Origin of the sequence: Chitinophaga niabensis (genome assembly GCF_900129465.1) — a bacterium.
Classification (GTDB): Bacteria; Bacteroidota; Bacteroidia; order Chitinophagales; family Chitinophagaceae; genus Chitinophaga; species Chitinophaga niabensis.
In genome coordinates this window covers 804,901-827,849 of the sequence record NZ_FSRA01000001.1, presented here as the reverse complement: position 1 = coordinate 827,849, position 22,949 = coordinate 804,901, and the positions used below count along the sequence as shown (strand labels likewise).

Genomic DNA, 22,949 nt, shown 5'->3' with positions numbered 1-22,949 from the left:
TTAAGCATTGAATTGACGAAGATGATGATCTGTATGTTTATACGCTAACCGCCCTACCTGGTCTCTGTTCAGTTTACCAAAGAAAGGATGCATAATACTGTGAGCAGCGCTTAAATGTGGATATGCTTCTATCAGGCTGATCCATTTCTTTTTTTCTTCGGCTACATTAACAGTAACCGGTTCTTTCACCTGCACTTCAGGACTGGCAGGAACATTTTTATCAAAGGGCCGGTCATTACGCATGGTAGCCCACCAGGCAAATTTACCGAAGATCTTGCCCAGGAATTCCTGTTTTAAATGTAACCTGCCCTGTGGCAGATCTTCCCACAATGTACAATGCCTCAACATTTGATGAAGGTTCATTTTACCCCATTGCGCGGTACTGTTTTCATCGAGAGCAATGATCCTGTTGATCAGATCATCTCTTGTTGCTTTATCGAATATTGTTTTCATATACCAAAGATATTGTCTATTTCGCAGCCTGGCGGGGTGTATTATTGACATAATGAGGGGTTGTTTTAGACAATGCACATGCTTAGCTTTACAGTATGAAAAATCTGGCCATCCTAATCCCAGAAAATCATTCCAACCTCAGCAGTGTGATACTTGCTTATGAAGTATTCACGAAGGCGAATGAATATCATGGAGAAGTATTTTCAATAAAGCTGGTGAGCAACTCCCGCAAAACAGTACTGCATAAAGGGTTGTTCACCATACACCCGGATGTGCTTTTAACTGATAAACCAAAAGCAGACCTGATCTTAATACCTGCTTTGGATGAACATGTGAATAAAACGCTGAAACATAACAATCCGCTGATTGAGTGGGTGACTGCAAAATATAAACAGGGTGCTGAAGTAGCCAGCCTTTGTACCGGCGCCTTCCTCCTGGCAGCAGCAGGGATCCTGAACGGCAAACAATGTTCTACACACTGGCAGGCTGCTGAAGTGTTTAGAGCAATGTTCCCTGAACTGGAGCTGAAAACAGAAAAGATCATTACAGATGAACAGGGTGTTTATACCACCGGTGGTGCGCTTTCTTCCATGAACCTGATATTATATCTCGTGGAGAAATATTACAACCGGCAAACGGCCATCTTCTGTGCCAAGTTCTTTGAAATAGACCTGAGCAGAAGCAGCCAGTCTCCTTTTACCATCTTCACCGGGCAAAAGAATCATGAAGATGCCGCCATCAAAGCAGTGCAGGAGTATATGGAAAATAATCTCAGTGAAAAGATCAGTATGAAAGAGCTGGCAGCTGCTTTTAATATCGACCGGCGGAACTTCGACAGGCGGTTCAAGAAAGCCACGATGAATACACCTGCCGAATATTTACAGCGCATAAAAATAGAAGCAGCTAAAAAGAGCCTGGAAACTACAAGGAAGAATATCAACGAAGTGATGTACGATATCGGGTATAACGATGTGAAAGCATTCAGATTGTTGTTTAAAAAGATAACCGGCCTATCTCCGCTGGATTACAGGAACAGGTACAATAAGGATGCAGAATTAAGTTAAAAAGGGCCAAACAAAAGTAAGGCCGCCTCTCCTTTACAAGAGGCAGCCTTATGAAAGCATTCCAGTCAGAGACTAAAAAGCCCCCAATTCCGCCAGCACTGCATAGTGAGAGCCGGAGTAATTTGAAGCAGTTACAATCTTAATATACCGGCAGTTAACCACCGATGCAAATGTTTTATACTGTATGGTATTAACGTTCTGCAGGGTATGTGCACCCTGTGAAGTGTAAGTGATATTATCAGCACTTGTATGTATGGTGATATCCTTCAAAGAGCCATTCAGGTTTTCCCTCTGCAGGAATGAAAGGCCCGTTATGTTTTTGGAAGACTGCATATCCACGATCACCGTATGCGGATGTGCAGGCTGCGTACTCTTCCATTGCGTATGCCATATAGTGGAAGGGTTATTATCGAGCAGGTTTGCAGCAGCACCGTCATTCTCCTGGCTGTTCACATAATTGATCGTCCAGCCGGTTTTGCTAAGCTCATCTTTTGTGTCTATATCTAATACGGGTAATCCCCCACTGTAAGAATAAGAATATGATTTTTCTGCGCTGGAACCATTGGTGAACAGGAAGCGGATACGCAGTTTGTAGTTATTTGTTTTATTCTGGATCTCACTGATAGGCATACTGATCTGTATACTGTCTCCCGCCGGTACTGCCGTCCAGGCAACGGCATCATAATCTGCGCCATCTTCTCTGTCGTGGTAGATAATAACATTGTTCACTGTTTTTGTGGCCGTATATTTTACTTTCAGGTTGATGTTACCGCTGCTGTAACTGGCCTTGAGCGTATTGATGGTAGCGCTGCCGCCGCCGTAGATATCTGTTGCTGTTGTAGCGCGGAATACCTGGCAGTTATTAAGGATGGCTGCACTGGCTTTAGTGAGGAAGGTGGCTGTTTTACCATAGGTATAGTTGCCACTTCCCATAAGTGCCGTACCCATAGCAGGGTTAGCACCTTCAGATACTTTTTCTTTGTTGTGTGGCAGGTTAATACCATGGCCCAGCTCATGCATCAGGCCACCGATCCATTTTGTAGCCCTGTTGCCGAGTGTATTGTTCTGCCCCAGGTAACTGGTATCCATCTCTGCATAATCCAATGCAAAACACCAGCGGCCAAGACCATAAAAAGGTACACCACCCGGGTCTCCATCCGGCCCATAAGTACTGGCCGGCATAATTACCAATGTGTGTTCACTGCTTTTCTCGGCAGGATGTGCCGCAAACCAGGTATTCATTTCCGTGATCACTTTGTTGCCACCACCTTCGTAAGGATATTGATCTTTGGTAAGGTTACCTCTTACCACGATCACTTTTACACGGCCGGTACTATCACTCGTAAGGCCAAAGGTGCGGTCGCCAAATCCATGGTAACTCATCCATTTGTTATAGAAGGCCTGTCCGTGCCGTAGCACACCGTTCAGCCTTGCACGGTAGTTAACAATGGTATCCCCGTCTGAGGGAACGAAATAGATCACATTTACATTGTAAGCGTTGCTGCTGGGCGCGGTCATAAACGTGTCTGTGCGGGGCGCTGTGTCTGCAGGCGTGATCTCCCGCCTGCAAGCTCCAAAAATGCCGGATAGACATAACATTCCTGAGAGCATTAGATGCTGGTTGTGCTTTTTCATACTTGGGTTTTAATGATGAATTGATTAACAAAACGAGCGTAGCCGGGCTACTTTATATCATACAAACTGTGCTCACCGTTTCGGTTTTTCATAATTAAATCAACGTTATTCTTTTCATGTATCAAAATATGCAACAGCCATTTTGACGGACAGCTGACAATAGCTATAGATATTATGAAGGTGGGGATGAAATAAAGTGCGTTGCTGCTGATCAGGTAAAATTCCAGCCCCGGATCATTCATAGCAACTTCAGGCTTAAGCGTACTTGCCGCATGGGAAAAACCACAACCTTTTACGGAGGAAGTTCGTTCTGCATTTAGATCATTACGTTAGTGGCTACTATCAAAGTAAACAACTTATCAAAACAATTCAATCATGAAACGTATCATTATGTATTTGCTCACGTTTTCTTCCGTTTTAGCCGGGATGGCACAATCACTCCATCTCCGCACGGCGGCACCTGTTATAGCCCTGGCAAATGAACCGGCTGCAAAACTGGTAGCAGATGCTCCCCTGCCCGCATCACTGGCACAGGGCCGGGTAGTGATCCAGTACTATGCTCAAAACCTCCGCATACTGCCGGTATATGGTAGTGGGGCATTGGATGTTTCTCCCCGCATTGGCCATTTGCATGTGACTGTTGATGATGCACCCTGGCATTGGGCAGACGGCAGCAATGAGCCACTGATAGTAAATGGATTAGCCCCAGGGCCACATCACATTCTGCTGGAACTCGCTGATCCTACCCATAAGGTGATAGACAGTAAAGCGGTATCTTTTGTAATACCTGAGGTAACCGGTGGTATTCATGCGCATCATGCAGGATCGGAGATCCATGGCACTGTGGCAACTTCAACTATAATACCAGCAGCAACTCCTTTAACTGCACGTGAATTTAACGGCCCCGCTCCTGTGGTACCATTAGACAGTGAACCTGCGCCTGTTCTGGTAGTGGATCAGCCCCTGGCGGAACCGCTGGCAACGGGCCGTGTGATAGTGCAATACCGCACGCAGCACCTCCGCATCCTGCCTGCTTTCGGGACTGCAGCATTAAGTGTTTCACCCCGTATCGGTCATATTCATGTAACCGTTGATGGTGGCCCATGGCGTTGGGCAGATAGCAGTAATGAACCTATTATTATAGTTGGCATGAAACCCGGACCGCATAAGATCCTTGTGGAGCTGGTAGACCCAACGCACAAAACCATCACACAGCAAACTATTTCTTTCACCGTTCCGGAAGCAAGTCTTTATCACGGTGCTACAGATCATGTTATCCAGCGGAAGTAAATAGCTACCGGCATCATAGCCAGTACGAACGGAACAACAATAGAAAAAGCTACTCCGGAAAAAGTGATGAGCCCGTTATACTTTACATGGTTCAATCCCAGGGATTGAAATGCACTTTTAAACCCATGTAGCAGGTGCCAGTAAAGTGCAAAGCAACCTATCAGGTAAATGATCACCTCTATAGGTTGCTGAAATTTTTCCTGCATCATATCATACAAAGGCAATTCCTCTCCATGAAAGAACTGATGCGTACGGTTAGGTATCCAGAAATTAGAGGTATGCACTACCAGGAATAAGAGGATAATTGTACCCATCAGGGCCATACTCCGGCTATACCATGTACTGTTGGCATTTCCTTTATTCACCAGGTATTTCACGGGCCGTGCATCCCGGTTCTTCTTCCACAAATACAGGCCTTGACCAATATGCCAGAGTAATCCGGCTATCAATACAATTTCAATGGTGCGGATAATAGGATTAGTGCCCATGAAATGCGCCCCGATGTTGAAGGTTTTTCCTCCATCGTTATAAAAGATCAAAGCATTAATGGCGCAATGTACTACCAGGAAACTGATCAGGAAGAGCCCTGTCAATGCCATCATCATTTTTTTACCAATAGAGCTTGAAATGAATTTTACAAACCAGTTCATATTATACAGGTTTACGTTGAGCAGCCATCCAGGCATCATAATTAGTAGTACCAAGGTACGCACTTTCTCCGGGAACCAGTACCTTGTCAGTGAGCAATGCACCGAAGTAACGTGCCTGGGGATCAGCCACAACAGTGCGTGGATCATTGATCTCAGCAAGGTATCGCTCAACGATATCGGAGAGCCTTACACGCTCCGGGCCCCCAATTTCCACCATATCATTATGAGGTACGGCCATGGTGGTTTCTGTTAGTGCAGCGGCCACATCATCTGCCGTGATGGGTTGAACATATGCGGGAGAAAGATGCACGGTTTGCCCCTGTGTATTGGATTGTGCAATGCCGCTAAGGAATTCGAAGAATTGGGTGGAATGAACAATGGTAAAAGGTAAGCCTGACTCCCTGATGATTGTTTCCTGGGCCAGCTTTGCCCTGAGATAGGGGCTTTGCGCTGCGAGCTCTTCTGTACCCACGATAGAAAGCGCGATGTGATGCGTAACACCTGCCGCTTTTCCGGCAGCCATCAGGTTCCTGCCGGAAGTTTCAAAAAAACGCATCACAAACTTCTCTTCGTAAGAAGGGGAATTGGATACGTCTACTACTATTTCAGCGCCCTCCATTGCCCTGGACAAGCCCTCTCCTGTGATGGTATTAACTCCCATGGCCGGGGATGCAGCCACTACCTGGTTATCCAACTGGAGGAGGTTCGATACGAGCTTTGTTCCTATTAACCCGGTACCTCCGATGACTACAATTTTCATGAATCGTATTTTGCCAGTACATTGCAACCACCGGGCCAATGGAACAACCAATTCATTTTTAATTACTTAAGCTTTCAGAGGAAGTAATACGCGCACCATATTTCGTTAATTAACTAAATAAAGCAAGAGGGGCTGTTACAAAAAATGATACAGCCCCTCTTTATTTCGATACAATATCCTTTATTTGAGCAGTAAGGTGTCACTATACGTCACACGAAATGTATCCACGGCATTACGTACCGGCACATATGCGGAACGTATGGCAACTTTGGTACCTGCCTTTACCAGGTTCAGCACAACAGAATCTGTTTTTGCATCCAGGTTAAGCGTAACAGGGTTCTGCAGGTTATCCAGGTAGGATATGGAAGTACCTGTATTCAGTATGGTATCAGGTTTCGAAAAGAACACCTTGTACGTATTAGGGTCCAAGGCCACGATTGGCTTGCTGGCATCCACCGGCCGGTTGATAAGAGAGGAAACATATAAGGGTCCAAAGATCCTTACTCCGGAAAGCGATTGCCCTATTGATCTGTTCCCTTTAGCATCGAAAGTATACAATACAAAGTTCTGCACATACTCTCCGATGCCGGTGATCATAGTACTGATCGTGTCCTGCGTATTATTGCTGGAAGCAGTCAGCGTCATCGAATCCGTGTTATTATTCCAGTAAATAAGATATTTAGTTATGCTTGGGTCCGGGCTTGGGTTCCATTGCAGTTTTACCCGCAGGTTTCCCTGGAATGCTTTGAAATTGCCGGTGAGGCCCGGATAAATTACTTCGCTGCCACCTAACAGGTCCTTATATTCCACTTCGCCTTTATTACAGCTGAAATACAGGCAGGAAGTAAAAAGCAGCAGGATGATACTTTTTTTCATAAACGTTCTTTTTAATTAGTATTTCCAAACAAGGTGATTTCCATGGCATGCGCAAAAGTGGCGCCAGACCATGATTCGGTAACGGCCATTCTGATAAACCTTGTTTTAGGCGCCGTGAAGAGAACATTGAATTCCATACCACGGTTAAACACAGCCCTGTCTGTTGCCGTAGGTGAAGCTGGGGGTGCTCCTGATGGCGGCCCTGGCCATACGTAATTACCCATGTTCACCCAATCTCCCAAAATGGTACCTTCTTCTGCAAATACAGGCAACACCTGATCTGCCGGAGCAGGTTTATCTGAACCCCATATGGAGAATACCTTGGGATTTCCATGGCCATATTCATAACCAGACCTCCCATATAATACAAAGCGGCTTATTTTGGCCGAAACGCCCAACCCAAACGTACATACGATGGGTAAGGGCACATTCTCCTGTACCGTATGCCAGCCGGTACCACCAGTATTGCCGTTCCATAGATTGGACAAGGCCCATCCGAAACCTATCCTCCCATCGCTGGGTAAGGCATTTGCGAAGAATTTACTTTTATCCAACTCCTTTTCAAATAAGGGTTTGATGGTTTGAAAAAGTGTATCGGAATTGTTGCCCCATTGGTCCGTGATGTATACGGCAAATTGTTTGGGCAGTGTGTCAAATCCACGTGAAGAAAAACTGAGCGCCGCAAAATCACTGAACTTTTGCTCATAGATGGAATACCTGTCTGAACCAGCTGGTTTATACAACACGATCACACCCACCGGTTTTTTATTGACGTTTTCCGTCTGAACGTTGAGCCCTCCAAAATCGGGTTGCATCCTGATAGTTTTAGCCACCTGTTTGTAAACCGGCGTATCCGGGAAAACCTTTACCGTTACCGGATCAGATTCTACATTGGAACGGGTGACAGTGGTGAGCGTAACCGAGTACTCCTTTTTTTCTGCAAAGCCCTGTACCATGATACTATCACTGTAGTAACTGGATTTTGTCTGCCGCTTCTTTCCTGTCTTCTCATCGATCACATATTCCGCTTTCACATACAGCACGTTTCCCGAAGAAGGCAGGCTGTAAGTGATATGAGAGCCACCGTTGAAGTTGGCCACTTTTATATTGCTGATCACTCCCGGCTTTGTTTTATCTCCTGAAATAGGGTCATTGTAATCCTTTACTTTGGTACAGGCTATAACCGCCAGCAGCAGAGTGAATGTTAAAAAGATATATTTATTATTCATAACAATCATTTTGATACAGTGAAACGATTACCAATACAGTGTTTGTACCAGATTAGGGTTATTGGACAATGCAGCGTCTGACAATGGCCAGAAGTAGTCCCTTACAGTCATTCCGGGTATGAACAAAGTTTGCAGGGTGTAAAAATTGCTGTTTGTTTTCTGGAAGATGCTCCATCCCTGTATAGGTGGCGCAAGTACGGTAAGCATTTCCTTCCATCTCCTGAGGTCCCATCCTGCTTTTCCTTCAAAGCATAATTCCACCCGGCGTTCCCGGTGAATGATCTCACGCAGGCCATCTTTGGTGGTTGGCTTATTAGGAGCTGAGCTGAACTGCGCCCAGGATTCCACCACACCTTTGAGGCCTGCCCGTTGGCGTACGAGGTCTATATAGTTATATACTTCCGGAGAAGGTCCGCTGGCCTCGTTCAGGCATTCTGCATATAACAGGTACAGATCTGCCAGGCGGGTGCGTGGCAAACGGTAAGCTGATTGCTGCACACCTTCATTGAAAACTGTGAGGTAATTCACCAGCTTTTTAGGCCACATAGCCAGCATATTGATCCGCACACGGTCTTTAGGCCCCGCCTTTGAATCAGGGCCTTTTGCTTCAATGTACAACGGGTTATTCTGATCTGTTACGCCATTCCCAAACCATACACCGCCATCGAAACCGATGTTGGCATAATACCGTACTTCACGTTTGAAATTATTCCTGATAGTGGTGTAGCCACTCTTGATAAAGTACTTGTTAGCGTTATCACCTGTCTGCAACTCAAAACGGCGGCCATAATCCCAGGTCTTATCTTCATTGATGGGTACACCATTGTCCGTATAGAAAAGATCTGTTGTCGATAAGGGAACAGTAAAGCTGCCTGCCGCCGAAGTTGAGTTTTCCACTGCTTTGGTGGTGAGGCGGGGAATACAGAAGTTCTGGTAACCGAAGGTGCCATTGAGTGCCCAGATCAGCTCTGCATTGAAATCCCACTTCTCTGTCACCGCATTCTGAATGGTAAGCACTTTGCGGAGGGAATCCGTCAGCACCGGCAGGTTGGCGGGTTGAATGAAGGTGTATAATTTCATGTTGAGGCTGGCCGCTTCATCAATAGCAGCCTTAGCAGCAGCAGCGGCGCGTTGCCATTTGGCTGGGTCTGCCGTTGCAGAGAATAACACCTCCCCGTCTTTATTCTTAAACCTTGCATAGTCAGGATTACCATTGTATAAGGGGCTTGCCTGCGTAGCCAGTATTTCAGCTTTTACAGATAAAGCGATCACCTTTGTGATCCGTCCCAGTTCCTGTTGCATGTTTGCTATCTGCACTGGCAGATCAGGAATAGCTTCATCCATCAGTTGAACAGCGTAATTGAATACGGAATCCACCGGCGCCCTTTTCACCCTGATCTCCTCTATCGGGGCTGTAACGTTCTGATTCACTTTATAGATGGGAACGGGGCCATACATCCTGGCGAGGAAATAATGGTAATATCCTTTCAGGAATTTTGTTTCCGCAATCCATCTTGCTTTTTCTTCCTCAGAGAGATCAATAGGTTTATCAATGTTCTCCAGCATGATGTTGCAACGGCGGATAGCCTGGAAGATATTGGGAGCCATATTGCTACCATCCCAGTAATTGAGGATAGGATTGGAAATATTCTGTGTTGTTCCACGGATCAGCTGGAAGCCTTCATCAGAAATAGGTCTTTCAGACAGATCATTGGGATAAACGATCTCAGCCGATGTGGTAAAACCAGGATCACCCAGCACATTGCTCATTTGCTGCAGGTTATTGTAGCAGGTGAACAGGTAGTTCTCCGCTTCATTCCTGTTCCGGAAAGCATAATCTATAGTGCCTACATTCTCCGGGGTAACGTCCAGGTATTTATTGCAGCCTTCATTTGTGATCCCCAGCAAACACAGTATAAACATGCACCACGCACGGGCTGTTGTATTTATTTGATAGCGCTTCATAATGCTTTGTTTATAAATTGATGTTGATACCTAAATTATAAGCCTTCTGAATAGGATAACTGAACCCATTGCCGCCCAGTTCCGGATCCCACAGGTCAAATTTGGTAATGTTGAAAAGGTTAAGGCCATTCACATATACGCGGCAATATCTCACACCCAGTCTTTTTAATAATTGATTGGGTATAACATATCCAATTTCAGCAGTTTTCAATCTCAGGAAACTGCCATCACGCATCCACCAGGTACTTCTCTGGAGATTGTTCTCGATAGCCTGTGCGCTAACACCCATACGGGGGTATAGCGCATAGAGGTTTTGATTTTCTTCAGACCAGTGATCATCCGCAAAGGCCTGCAACGGCTGGCTCTGGAATTGGATCTGGGGCGATGGCGGTATAACGAAAGGACTTACGGAACGAGGGTCTATGAAGAAAGAAACTCTTGACTGGCCCTGGAAACGTGCAGCTATTTCAAAGCCTTTATAAATTACGGAAAACCCGAAACCATACATTACCTGGGGCGTTGTGGGCAAACCTATCGGGGCCTGATCAGCTACTGTAATACGGCCATCTCCATTCAGATCACGGTACTTAATGTCCCCACCTCTTACCGGGTTGCCACTGCCTCCAAACTGCTGAACGGGAGAGGCTGATGCTTCCTTATCATCCACAAAAAGACGCTCTGCAACATAGCCGAACTGCTGGCCCAGCATAGTGCCGGATCTATATCGCCATGGTTCTTCATACTTTGGTTCTTCATATACGCCGTACTCACCTTTTGAATACGTAAAGTTGGACATAAACATCACACGGAGGTTCCTGGAAAAATCTTTGCTATAATTAGCAGTAAGGTCCAGGCCATTCACTTTCACTGTACCCACATTCGTGAGGATGGCTGCTTCCAGGCCCATGCTGGAAGGGATGTTCCGGCCCATCAGGATGTTGCTGCGGTCCTGCTTCCAATACTCCGCAATAAAGTCAAAATTCTTAAACAGCGTGAGTTCCATACCGGTGTTCAGGATCTTCGCGGTTTCCCATGTCACATTCCTGTTCTCATAATTATTGATCCTTACACCAGGCCGGTTATATATATTGTTCAAACCAAAAGTGCTGCCATTGCCTGCCGTGAGGTTTACATTAGATAAATAAAAGAAACGCTGATTACCAATATCGTCGTTGCCACTCAAACCATAGCTGGCCCTTAATTTAAGTGAGCTTACAATATCTGTTAAACCATCGCCCCAGAACTTCTCCCGGGAAACGATCCAGGAAGCGCCGATGGTAGGAAAGAATCCATAGCGGTGATTTTCAGAGAAACGTTCAGAACCATTGTAGCCAAAGTTAAACTCCAGGAAATACCGGGAAAGGTAGTTGTAAGTTGCCCTGCCTGCAAGGTTCATGTTCCTGTAAGGCAGTGAGTATTGCAGGTCTTCCTGCTGAGTATTAGGATTTATACCATTGGCCACCAGCCTTTGCTGCCTTACCCCGATCAGCGAACCGGAAACGTTATGATCCCCCAATTGTTTAGCGTATTCAAGTTGCGCCTGGAATTGCAGGAAGGTATTCGCGTCCTTTCTTCCCGGCGTGTATACCAGGTATTCTGTGGCCGGCCCGCTATTACCGGAACCAGGCCCCCCCAGGAAGGAGCCGTTCGGCAGTGAATTCAGCCAGGTTAGCCTATAGGTATTACTTGCCCTGTTATAACCTCCTGGCAAAATGCTATAATAGAATGGGTTATAGGCCATACTGTTATCGAAGTAAGAATACCGGTTGGTATTGAAGAAACCATGTGCCTTTAATCCGGGTACTATGAAATCAAGGTCCTGGTGCAGTTCCAATGTAGCAGACATACGGGACTCGGAAAATCTTTTATATCCTCTCAGCATTTGTGCATAAGGATTGGCATATCCCACGCCATTTGCCTGGTCTGCACCACCGCTGGCATTACCGAACAGGATATGCTGCACCAGGCGGTTGGCAGAATCCGGCTGATAATATGCCGGGAAGAGTACCGGGCTGGTATGCATAGCCGCACTGTACAGATCGGAAGAGAACGAAGCATCGTTGGTCATGGGGCCGCTGTAGTCATTGAAATTTCCCCACAGCCTCAATACCAGCTCCGTTGTTTTAGTCAGCTTTATATTTACATTGGAGCGTAGCTGGTAGTTCTTGTACTTGATATTGTTATTAAAATTGTTGGCGACATTTCGCTTTAACATCCCGTTATCGTTACTCGCAGAGGCAGATACCAGGTAACGTGCAAGGTCTCCTCCCCCGCTGATATTCACATTTGCCCGCTGGGTTGTGGTAGATTTCTTGAACAGCATATCCAGCCAATCCACCGCCGGGTATACATAACCGTTACTACCCGGTGCATTTTTCAAGGTTTGCTCTGTATTGTATATTTTATCCGCATCAAATACGATGGGCTGAAGCGGGTCCCGTGTAGTACTGGCTTCGTTATACATTTTCATGTAAGTAATGGGGTCTGCCAGCTTAATGGTTTTGGTTGGCTGTGAGATCGCATTTTCCAGTGTTACATTCAGCGTTGTTTTACCAGCTTTACCTTCCTTTGTAGTAACCAGGATAACACCATTTGCTCCCCTTGCACCATATAATGCCGTAGCGCTCGCATCTTTCAGGATAGAGAAACTGGCAATGTCCTGTACCTGCAGGCGCGCCAGGTCGTTAGTGGTAAGCTCTACGTTATCGATCAGGATCAGCGGATTCTGGCGGTAACCAAATGTAGTAACACCCCTGATGAAGAAGTTGGAATTATCCAAACCCGGCTGACCGCTGGACTGAAAGCCGATCACACCTGCTACCTGCCCTGCAAGGGCATTGGTGAGGTTGCTACCTCCTGTTCGCAAGGCATCCGGTTTGATAGTGGATACAGAACCTACCACAGATTCTTTGATCTGTTTCTTACCAAATGCTGTAATAACAACATCACTGAGAACCGTTTCTAACGATTGAAGTACTACCGTTAGTTCCTTCTTTGGATCTGCTACTGTTACTGATTGCTCTTTGTAACCAATGAACTTGAAAAGCAATATTGCACCAGGACTTACTTCCAGTACAAATTTACCATTCATGTCTGTTACAGTTCCCTGGGATTTTGCGCTGGATACAATCACACTTACGCCTGGAAGTGGTGTACCGGCACTGTCTTTCACAGTTCCGATAACGGAAGACCTGTTCTGGGAATAGACATCTGAATAGCGTAAACAGCAAGATAGGAGCATACAAAGGCATACCATGCCGAAGCGTAGCTTTTTACTCATACACATCATGTTAGGATTAAGAAAAGGTTGATAATTTAAAGGGCAGACTACGTGGATCGGCTACAGCATACTTGGATCCGGGCATACCTTCCCCGCTCCGTTTCGTGCCTCAGTTGAGAAAACAGATTATTGGTTAATAATGGTTAAAAATGAATACCAGCCTTAGTAGTTTGATTGATAAGTAGCTTGATAAGTGATTTGCCTCGTTGTGCAGTTCCTTCTACATGCATCTGTTCATGCTTGTACACGTGGAATTTTTCGTAACTGTCACAACCGGTCTTTCAAAAACATTGAAAACGTGAATGAATGTTAGGTCTGTTTAACTTTAATTTAGCTGTAGGACTTTGGAATTCTGTAAATCAATACACACAAGATAATAATCTTAACTAAACTAACTCAATTATTAAAAAGAAAAAAGAAACCTTTCGATTTGGATAAAAAAATATTAGCAATGGCTACTATTCTACAAAAACAGGAGTTATAGATTCAGATGTGTATATAAGACGCTTGTACTTATCAGGAGTATGCTCATGCAGAATGTTTTCAGTTCCTTTTCCGGGGTTGTTTCTCTATACACATGCCAGCCACCTTCATTGCTGTAAAACTCTTTATAAAGACTGTCAGCAAAATGTTGCCTGTCCTTTATGCTTTGTTCCAGTAGTTTTTTGATGTCTCTGAAATACCCGGTCACTTTACTCTCTAAAAAATCTGCTATGGCCCTGGTGGGAGCATCCATGCTTTGATAAAACTTTTCGTAATCCGGCCATACGTCGTTGATGCTATGCCTTAAAAGCGCATGCTTTAATTCATTGGGCCTGAAAGTTTTATACTGGCGGAAATGATTGATCAGGATCTCCTTCCTTACGCCGGGAAGGTATTTTTTGAGTTCTTCTTGGAGGTAGTTAAGCTTGTTTTTTTCTCCCATGCAAGCGATGGATACATATCTTCTAACTTCTTCCTTCTTCTGCAATCCGGGAATTAATTCATCCTTGTAATAAGCAAGCATCCTGGCTGTATAGGTCAGTTGCTTTACCTGCATCTCACTGTTATCCTGTTCTATAAGCTCCTTTTCATAGGCCTTCACTTCCACTTCATGGTTGCTCAGGTAAAGTGCCAGTTGTTCTTCTTTCAGGATCTCCCTGAAAGTGGCCATTTCAAAATCCCATTCTTCCCATTGGGAAAAGAAGTGTTTCCATGAGAGCGCATGGGCATCCCTCTCCTGCTCAAACCGGTAAACCGCTTCTGCCTGCTCAAAAGAGAGGTTATAAGCATGGTATCTCGACTGTACCATTTGCAGATGCCACTTATTTCCATCGGGTGTTGCCATATACTGTTAAAAATAAGCAAATCCCTTATATGCAGTCTTTTCCTTATGGAATTATTATCTATTTTACCTGTATGAAAACGCTATACCGCTTCTGCCTGTTATTGATCACCCTATCCCTTGGTTCTGTTAACACGTATAGCCAGGGCCGTTCCTTACCTTCGGAATATTACAGCCATATAAGATCAGCTGATTCCCTCCTTAATAAAGGAGCATATACCCAGGCCTCCGAACACTATCGAAAAGCATTTTTATCGTTTGGCTGGAGCGGCACACCTGATGACCGGTACAATTCAGCGAGGGCATTTGCCCTGGCCGGCAATAGGGACTCAACGATCGCTACTTTGCAAACCTTCTGCATAAAGGCTCGTGCATGGGATCCCAGAAAGCTTAATACTGACACAGCATTCTCTTTTATCAGAACTTCTCCTGCATTTGCTGCTGTGATAGATTGCATGAAAGCCAATAAGGAAAAGTATGCGCCCAACTTTAATTATGAATGGTAGAAAGCCCTTGATTCCATCCATGATTCGGACCAGGCCATCAGGCATGAATTCGCTGCTTTGCTGGAACAAAAAGCAGATGCTGCTACCATGACAAATTTCCATGCCCGCATGGAGTATGTAGACTCCTGTAATTTAGCCTTCGTTTCCCGCTTCATCGACCAATTTGGCTGGAGAGGCGCTGATGAAGTAGGCCAACAAGGAAACAGCGTACTTTTTCTTGTTATACAACATTCCCCTTTAGCGGTGCAGGAAAAATACCTGCCTGCCATGCAAAAAGCGGTCCGCGAAAAAAAGGCGCGGCCGGATGAACTGGCCATGCTGGAAGACAGGGTTTCTGTGGCACTGCATGGTTACCAGATCTATGGCTCCCAGCTAATGACAAATGAGAAAGGAGTAAGAAGCGTAAGCCCTATCAAAGATGAGGCGAATGTAAATAAAAGACGTGCGGCGGTTGGATTGATGCCATTGGAAGAATACCTGAAACTGTTCAACATTATCTATACGCCTCCGAAGTAGAGGAAGATTGCCCCGGGAAGAATCCAGCGGCTTATGCTCCATTAACTGTTTCTATTATAGATGATGTCATTATAAAAACCCCTCCCACCCAGGAATGAGGGGAGGCTCTAAAACCATGTATATATTAATAGTGAATTGTCCCAATAAATAGAAATGTTCCCTCCGCTTTTATTTATTGGGGATCCGCCTAGTGCTAAAGTTCCAGGATATTATTTCCTTTACCAGGAATGGTAACGGCCCAGCTCCTTTAGATTCCCTATCCAATAATTGCGCATTTGAATTATAGCTGCATATTAATCAACTACACTCTCATGTGCTGAGAGGCAACTATTGTGATGGAATAAAACTGATTAAAAAAGATCCTTCTTCGCTGTAATAGTAAGATTGCCGTTCCTTGCTGTACCGGATGGGCGCACCGGCTTCTTTCATAAAAGCGAGTATGCGGTACAGTGATGCTTCTGAGATCTTCAATCTACGTGCGAATTGCCGGGGGGAACCTGTTCCCCTGATGCGGATCAAATGATCAATACTCCTGATCCGCTCAAAATGCTGCAGTGACATACATTAGGTTAAGATAACGCAGCATACTTCCATGGTAGCATGGCATGCTATAGACGGGTAATGCTCATCATACGTTGTGTTACAATAATAGGTTAACGCGGCCGGTTCAATAGTTAATAAATGCGTGTCTGTTGGTTATCTCTCTTCATGTTCTCATTGTTTCTGAAATTAAGTGTTTCAGAAACAATGATCAAATAAAAAAACAGTGTTAGGAACAATTAATCAGTGTATGATAAAATACTACTATTGCATTGATACACTATCGATTGCAGCGTCATAGGGGGCATCTTTGCCAAATTGAGACGATTATGCTAGAATCTGATACAAAATGACGAAGTCCATTGCGTTGGATTTTGTTCTTTCGTGATTCCATGTTGTCCACCATGAAGAAAAAACTGATACTTATTGCGCTTCTGCTTTCCTGCGGCCTGTTCCTGCTGGCCTTAAGGGATTCTGCTCCTGCCAGGCGCCCTAATATCATTGTTATCATGGCAGACGATCTTGGTTTTTCAGACCTTGCCTGTTATGGCGGGGAAATACAGACGCCCAACCTGGATTACCTGGCCAATAACGGTCTCCGCTACACTCAGTTTTACAATACTTCCCGTTGCTGCCCTACCCGGGCATCCCTCCTTACCGGTTTATATAACCACCAGGCTGGTATAGGCAGAATGACGGATGCTGAAAACGAACCTGGCTACCTGGGCCGCCTGGGAGATAACACTGTTACGCTTGCAGAGGTATTGAAGGCTGGCGGATACCATACGGCGATGTCCGGTAAATGGCATGTGTCCAATACCATCCGGCAAAAAACACCACAGGAACAAATGGACTGGCTGAACCATCAGCGCGATTTCGGGCCGTTCTCCCCTATTGAGCAATATCCCACCAACCGGGGCTTCGAGAAGTTCTTCGGCACCATTTGGGGTGTTGTGGATTTCTTTGATCCATTCAGTCTTGTAAGTGGTACAGAGCCGATCAAAAACGTACCGGAGAATTACTATCATACAGATGCCATCAATGATACCGCGGTAGCTTACATTAAAGAGTATGCCCGTTCTTCACAACCCTTCTTCCTGTATGTAGCTGAGAATGCGCCACACTGGCCATTGCAGGCATTACCAGAAGATATTGCCAAATATGAGGACACTTACAAAGCAGGCTGGGATGCGATCCGTACTGCGCGGTATCAACGCATGATCAAACTGGGGCTGATAGATCCTTCGAAAACGAAATTACCTCCGGCCGGAAATGGGCCCTCCTGGCAGGAGAACCCTACCAAAGAATGGGATGCCAAAGCCATGGCTGTGCATGCCGCTATGATCGATAGAATGGACCAGGGTATCGGCCGCATCATTAGTACGTTGAGGCAAACCGGGCAACTGGAAAATACATTGATCCTGTTCTTATCTGATAATGGTGCCAGTGCAGAGAATTGTGCTGCTTACGGGCCGGGCTTTGACCGCCCCGGTAAAACAAGGGATGGCCGCACTATTGCGTACCCTACGCAAAAACGGGTAATGCCGGGCCCACAAACCTCCTTTGCATCTATTGGCCCGCGATGGGCACAGGTGGCTAATACGCCATATCAGTACTGGAAAGAAGAATCATATGAAGGAGGTGTTCATACACCTATGATCGCATTTTGGCCTAAGGGGATCACTGCTAACAAAGGGGGATTCAGTTCGCATGTAGGGCATGTGATGGATTTCATGAACACTTTCATTGAACTGAGCGGGGCTACCTATCCTGCAACCAGGAATGATCTGCCTGTTCCCCCATCAACAGGTATCAGCCTCGTCACTTCATTCAATGATAAACGATCTGTTGGGCATACGGTACTTTTCAATGAACATTTTGGTGCAAAGTATGCACGCTTAAATAACTGGAAACTGGTGGCTACCCGCAGGGACAGCCTTCCACATCTCTATAACCTCGCGGAGGACAGAACAGAGATGAATGATCTTTCCGGCAAGTATCCTGAAAAGGTGAAAGAGCTGGATAGTTTGTGGTGGCATTGGGCAACGGCAAGCCAGGTGGTAAGGTCAAGATAGGACAACATGACGCCCCTCCTGGTAAGCCAGCCCGCCCACCACCAATACAAATGGCCGGCATTCTTTACGGAAGAAAGCCGGCCATTAACAAACAGATCACTTATACCCATCATTCTGCTTCAGATTGGAATTATCCAGGATCTCCTGTGTGGGGATTGGAAAGAGCAGTTCTCTGGCAGATACTACCGGCCCATAAGAGAACTTATGCCCTACGTATTCATCAAACTGCCTGGTACCTACGTTAAATGCCTTACGGAGCCGCACCATATCAAACCAGGTGGTATTTTCATAACACAGTTCAAACCAGCGCTCACGCCATACAGCTTCGCGGAACTGTTCTTTACTGAGGCCTGATAACTCCGGCAGTTGCGCACGGTCCCTGATCTCTTTCACGGCGCTATAGGCTTTTGTTCCCGGGCCGGCAGTTTCATTGGCTGCTTCTGCATAAGTGAGCAGTACATCCGCATACCGGATAACGGGCCAGTTGAGATCACTGTTAGCAGTGGTCAGTTGGGCTGCCTCATCAAAATGTTTGTAGATGTAATAACCTCCCAGCTCCACTGTTTTAGTGCGATCGGATTCTGAAGTGTAGTTAGTGTAGAAGAATTGTTTTTCTTTCACACGCAGGTCTCCCGGCTCAAATGATCTGATAAAATTGATATTGGCATAAATGCCGCCGGTTTCATCAGAGTAGGCAGAGATATTTTTGTTATAGGGAATAATAGCCACCTGCCAGGACGAAGGAATGATCTGTGTACGGAACTGCATCATAAAGATGTTCTCTCCTATGTTCTTCTTCGAAGGATTGTGCAGATCAGCATATACCGGAAATAGCGAGAACTGTTTGGAATCTATTACTTCCTCTGCTTTTTTTGCAGCCAGGTCATAATACGCTGCGCCTTTCTGCAAGGGATAACCGGCCATGGTGAGATATACCTGTGCCATCAATGATTTCACGGCACCGAGGCTTACTCTGCCGGATGCATCCCTCCATGGTAAACCCGCAGCCTCCGCTTCTTTCAGGTCTGCATCAATAGCAGCATACACCTCTTCTACCGGTGCCTGGTTAGGTTTCAGTTCCGGAGAATTCAGGCTAACCGGTTTCAGGATAAGCGGGATATGCCCGAACATACGAACCAATCCGAAGTAGTACCAGGCACGAAGGAACCGGGCCTGCCCCAGTAGTTTTTTCTTCTCCGCTTCGTTCATATTGATGGCAGGTATCTTTTCGATAGCGAGGTTTGCATTGGCAATGCCCCTGTAGTAGCTGACCCAATACGTACGGCCGTAGGCGTTATCCGGTGTATTGATCAGGTCTTTCACAAAGTAACTGTTCACGGCCTGCCCCAGATCTGTATCCGCCAGGCCGGTAGCAAATTCCGTCATCATCCAGGCACCACCACCAAAGCCGCTACCAGTTGGCTCACGCATGGATGCATAAATACTGTTCACGCCACTCGCGGCATGTTCAGCCGTACGGTAATACTGGTCTATTGTGAAGTTACTCGGATCACTTTCGTCCAGGAATTTGCTGCAACCGCTCAACAACACTGTTCCTGCGGCACAGATCAGCAGGTAATATCTTGATATGTATGATTTCATGTTATTTCCTTTAAGGTTACAAAATGGTTTACAGGGTTACGTTCAGGCCCAACATAAATACCCTTGGCTTCGGGTAATCGTACAAACCAAATCCCTGGTCAAAAGGAGAGCCGGAATTAGATACCTCCGGATCGTATCCTTTGTATTTAGTGGCCACAAATACGTTTTGCACAGATGCATATACCCTCAGCCGGTCCATCTTCATCCTGGTAACGGTGGCTGCAGGGAATGTATAGGCAAGCAGGAAATTGCGGCCGCGGATAAAGGAGGCATCAGTCACCTTATGGCTGTCGTTATTAGTATCATAACCGGCCGGTACAGGACGTACCTGTGCAATGGGTGTATGCTGGTTTGTTTCCGTCCAGGCATTCAACACCGTTTTGTAGCTATTAGCAATACCCTGCCGGTCTTCCAGGGAATGGATGCTCCTGTCCAATACATCGTTTCCATACATATACTGGAGGTCCAGCGTAAGTGACCAGTTCCTGTACCGGAAGGTGTTCATAAAAGTACCGAAGCCATCCGGAATACCTTTTCCGATGATCGCCCGGTCGTTATCATTGATCTGTTTATCATTATTCAGATCAAGGTACTTTACATCTCCCGGAAGGGCGTTATATACAGCGGCCTGGCCTTTTTCCTGTGTACTCCAGGTGCCAAGATTTACACGGCCAAAGAAAGCACCAAGCGGTTCTCCTACACGGATAACGGTTGCACCTGAGTAAATGTCGCTGCCGCCGGTAAGGGCCAGCACCCGGTTTTTATTGATAGAAATATTAAACTGCGTGTTCCAGGAAAAATGTTCCCGCTCTATGTTAGTGGTATTGATAGCCAGTTCAACACCTTTATTCTCCATACTGCCGATGTTGCGGGTAATGCTCGTATAACCGCTGGTGGTAGGTAAGGGTGCCGCCAGCAGCATGTCAACCGTTTTCTTCCTGTATACATCAAATTCCAGTGAAACACGGTTATTGAAAAGTCCCAGTTCCATACCGGCATCCAGCTGAAGGGTTTTCTCCCACCTCAATTCATCGTTGGACATGCGGCTGATACCTATACCCGGGCTTCTTACACCATCGAACACCACATCATAGTTGCCCAGGCCTGCCAGCGCCTGGTAGGCAGATATTTCAGAGTTACCTGTTGCACCATAGCTGGCCCTCAGCTTCAGGTTGGAAATAGCGGGCACTGCTTTCATGAAGTTTTCCTGCGAAACCCGCCAGGCAATTGCTGCGGAGGGGAAAAAAGCAAAGCGGTTGCTGCTACCGAACTTAGAAGAACCATCCATACGCCCGGTGAACGTAAGCAGGTATTTATCCTTCAACCCATAGTTAAGCCGCGAGAAATAAGAGTTAAGGCCGTAAGCAGTACCTGATGAACTAGGCGCCTGTGGATTAGCACCGGCACCGAGATTATAGAACTTAAAATAATCGTCCGTAAAACCCTGGCTGACGGCAAAGTTGCTGAACTGGTCCACATGCTGCCAGGAAAGCCCTAATAAAGCATTCAGTGAATGGATACGGTTGAACTGTTTGTTATAGGTGAGGTAATTTTCAAACTGCCAGGAGTTATAGCGGTTGTTAGTGATCTGTGCCACACCTCTCTGGCCGCGGGAAATATAGTTCAGGTCACGGCCTCCGTAATAATCAAGCCGCTGGTTGATCACATTGGCGCCTACCGTGGTCCTGAATTCCAGGCCATTCGCGAGTTGAATGTTCGCATAAATATTCCCCAGCAGTGTTTGCGTGCGGAGATAATAAAGCCGCTCTTCCAGTACCTGTACCGGGTTACCGCCACCTTCCATACCCGGGTAATCATCATTTCCGCCCCAGGACCCGTCAGGGAATTTTACGGGGATGATAGGTAATGCTTCCAGTACCTGGCGCATGGTTACAATACCTCCGCCTCCCAGCTGGTCCACCTGCTTTTCGTTCTGATCTGTATATCCCAATGTACCTCCCACTTTCAGCCAGTCTTTGATCTGCGTATCAAACACAAAGCGGGCAGCATATCTTTTCTGCCATGATCCTTTAATAAGCCCGTTTTCATTCCTGTAGTTGAGGAATGCTCCATAACTACCCTTCTCATTACCATTGGTGAATGATATCTGGTGATTCTGTGTAAAAGCTTTCTGTATAGCTTCGTCCTGCCAATCTGTATCATATAGCGGATTGCCCTGGCTGTCGAAGAGTAGCGGATTGTTCCGTTTCGTTCTGGGATCGGTATACTTCCCGTTTGTCCATCCTACGGAATCATACTTTTGCGCGTTTTTATAAGCGAGATCTTCTACCTGCAGGAACTCTTTTGCATTCAGCACCTCCAGCTTGCGGGGTAGTGTTCCCAGGCTAAAGTCTGCATCATAGGTTACTTTGCCGCCTCCTGATGAACCTCGTTTGGTGGTTACCAATATCACGCCGTTTGCACCGCGCGCTCCGTATATGGCAGTAGACGAAGCATCTTTCAACACCTCAATAGACGCAATATCATTAGGGTTCAAATAATCTATTGGCGTACTACCGTTCTGCAAACCGGCCACATTGAGGATCACACCGTCAATTACATAAAGAGGGTCGTTCTGGATGTTGATGGAACTGTAACCGCGGATGCGGATGTTGGCACGGCCACCGGGGCGGCCTGAGTTGGAAGAGACATTTACTCCCGTTACACGGCCGGACAATTCCTGGTTTAATGAAGAACTGGGCCGCTCCATCAGTGCTTCACTCCTTACAGTTCCCACCGCTCCGGTGAGGTCTGATTTTTTCCGTGTACCATATCCAACAATCACTACATCGCTGAGGTTGGACGATTTGGTTTTAACGGTGATCTTATATTCTGTACGGGCATCCACCGTTATTTCTGTTGACTCATAGTTCAGGCCGGAAAGTACGAGCACCGTTCCCTGCTGCACACTTAATGTAAACTTTCCTTCAGCATCTGTTGCAGTGCCTGTTTTGCCCTGTTTAACAGCCACGGATACACCAATAGCAGGAGCACCCGTTTCATCGGTAACAATACCTTTAATTGTTTTTGATTGTGCCCGGACGTAACCGGGAAGTGCAAGCAGGACGATGCACATGATGCAACACAATATCCTGCGTAGTTTTTCTGATCGCATATAACTGGGTTTGTCAGCAGCAAGCGCCGCCGGGGTTAGAAAATGAGTATTCCAGGAGGCTAAACACCT

At 46.1% G+C, this 22,949-nt stretch carries 17 protein-coding genes; 5 read left to right on the top strand and 12 right to left on the bottom strand.

The window, feature by feature from the left end; translation table 11 throughout:
- Positions 1–453: a DUF1569 domain-containing protein gene (locus BUR42_RS03185; RefSeq protein WP_074237773.1), complete on the bottom strand. Its 453-nt coding sequence runs from the start codon at positions 451–453 to the stop codon at positions 1–3.
- Positions 454–599: 146 nt separating this feature from the next.
- On the opposite strand from BUR42_RS03185, the gene BUR42_RS03180 reads away from it, so the two are divergent.
- On the top strand, positions 600–1,517 hold the full coding sequence (locus BUR42_RS03180; protein ID WP_317044460.1) for a GlxA family transcriptional regulator: 918 nt from the start codon (positions 600–602) through the stop codon (positions 1,515–1,517).
- 72 nt (positions 1,518–1,589) lie between these two features.
- On the opposite strand, the gene BUR42_RS03175 is transcribed toward BUR42_RS03180, so the two are convergent.
- Positions 1,590–3,152, bottom strand: a complete 1,563-nt coding sequence (locus BUR42_RS03175) for a discoidin domain-containing protein (protein ID WP_084185336.1) — start codon at positions 3,150–3,152, stop codon at positions 1,590–1,592.
- Between the two features lie 375 nt (positions 3,153–3,527).
- On the opposite strand from BUR42_RS03175, the gene BUR42_RS29855 reads away from it, so the two are divergent.
- Positions 3,528–4,442 carry a DUF6130 family protein gene (locus BUR42_RS29855; protein ID WP_200798207.1) on the top strand — a complete coding sequence of 305 codons (915 nt, stop codon included), beginning with the start codon at positions 3,528–3,530 and terminating at the stop codon, positions 4,440–4,442.
- Here BUR42_RS29855 and BUR42_RS03160 read toward each other — a convergent pair.
- The 7 genes from BUR42_RS03160 to BUR42_RS03130 form a co-directional block, all read right to left on the bottom strand.
- The gene (locus BUR42_RS03160) at positions 4,421–5,092 is read right to left on the bottom strand and encodes a succinate dehydrogenase cytochrome b subunit (RefSeq protein WP_074240414.1); all 672 of its coding nucleotides are present in this window, start codon (positions 5,090–5,092) and stop codon (positions 4,421–4,423) included. The two genes, BUR42_RS29855 and BUR42_RS03160, sit on opposite strands and share 22 nt — an antisense overlap.
- 1 nt (position 5,093) lies before the next feature.
- Complete coding sequence (locus BUR42_RS03155; protein ID WP_074237768.1) at positions 5,094–5,852, bottom strand: SDR family oxidoreductase; 759 nt, start codon at positions 5,850–5,852, stop codon at positions 5,094–5,096.
- Between the two features lie 180 nt (positions 5,853–6,032).
- Entirely contained in the window at positions 6,033–6,728 is a 696-nt protein-coding gene (locus BUR42_RS03150) for a DUF4998 domain-containing protein (RefSeq protein WP_074237766.1), read from the bottom strand.
- Positions 6,729–6,739: 11 nt separating this feature from the next.
- Positions 6,740–7,957, bottom strand: a complete 1,218-nt coding sequence (locus BUR42_RS03145) for a DUF5000 domain-containing lipoprotein (protein WP_074240413.1) — start codon at positions 7,955–7,957, stop codon at positions 6,740–6,742.
- Positions 7,958–7,984: 27 nt separating this feature from the next.
- Positions 7,985–9,922: a RagB/SusD family nutrient uptake outer membrane protein gene (locus BUR42_RS03140; RefSeq protein WP_074237764.1), complete on the bottom strand. Its 1,938-nt coding sequence runs from the start codon at positions 9,920–9,922 to the stop codon at positions 7,985–7,987.
- Positions 9,923–9,932: 10 nt separating this feature from the next.
- A complete protein-coding gene (locus BUR42_RS03135; RefSeq protein ID WP_143197317.1) occupies positions 9,933–13,202 on the bottom strand; it encodes a SusC/RagA family TonB-linked outer membrane protein in 3,270 nt (1,089 codons plus the stop codon).
- A 478-nt stretch (positions 13,203–13,680) separates the two neighbouring features.
- Entirely contained in the window at positions 13,681–14,529 is an 849-nt protein-coding gene (locus BUR42_RS03130; RefSeq protein ID WP_074237760.1) for a hypothetical protein, read from the bottom strand.
- Positions 14,530–14,600: 71 nt separating this feature from the next.
- Here BUR42_RS03130 and BUR42_RS03125 point away from each other — a divergent pair, with 71 nt between their 5' ends.
- Positions 14,601–15,032, top strand: a complete 432-nt coding sequence (locus tag BUR42_RS03125; RefSeq protein ID WP_143197316.1) for a hypothetical protein — start codon at positions 14,601–14,603, stop codon at positions 15,030–15,032.
- Between the two features lie 15 nt (positions 15,033–15,047).
- Positions 15,048–15,548 (top strand): DUF6624 domain-containing protein, encoded by a 501-nt coding sequence (locus tag BUR42_RS03120; RefSeq protein WP_317044475.1) that lies wholly within the window; start codon positions 15,048–15,050, stop codon positions 15,546–15,548.
- 327 nt (positions 15,549–15,875) lie between these two features.
- Here the strand turns inward: BUR42_RS03120 and BUR42_RS03115 are convergent, their stop codons facing one another.
- Entirely contained in the window at positions 15,876–16,109 is a 234-nt protein-coding gene (locus BUR42_RS03115; RefSeq protein WP_074237755.1) for a hypothetical protein, read from the bottom strand.
- Positions 16,110–16,450: 341 nt separating this feature from the next.
- On the opposite strand from BUR42_RS03115, the gene BUR42_RS03110 reads away from it, so the two are divergent.
- On the top strand, positions 16,451–18,163 hold the full coding sequence (locus BUR42_RS03110) for an arylsulfatase (RefSeq protein WP_234979600.1): 1,713 nt from the start codon (positions 16,451–16,453) through the stop codon (positions 18,161–18,163).
- Between the two features lie 96 nt (positions 18,164–18,259).
- Here BUR42_RS03110 and BUR42_RS03105 read toward each other — a convergent pair whose 3' ends face one another.
- Together BUR42_RS03105 and BUR42_RS03100 are read right to left on the bottom strand one after the other, a co-directional pair.
- Complete coding sequence (locus BUR42_RS03105; RefSeq protein ID WP_074237753.1) at positions 18,260–19,765, bottom strand: RagB/SusD family nutrient uptake outer membrane protein; 1,506 nt, start codon at positions 19,763–19,765, stop codon at positions 18,260–18,262.
- A gap of 28 nt (positions 19,766–19,793) precedes the next feature.
- The gene (locus tag BUR42_RS03100; RefSeq protein WP_074237752.1) at positions 19,794–22,880 is read right to left on the bottom strand and encodes a SusC/RagA family TonB-linked outer membrane protein; all 3,087 of its coding nucleotides are present in this window, start codon (positions 22,878–22,880) and stop codon (positions 19,794–19,796) included.
- Positions 22,881–22,949: the final 69 nt, after the last annotated feature.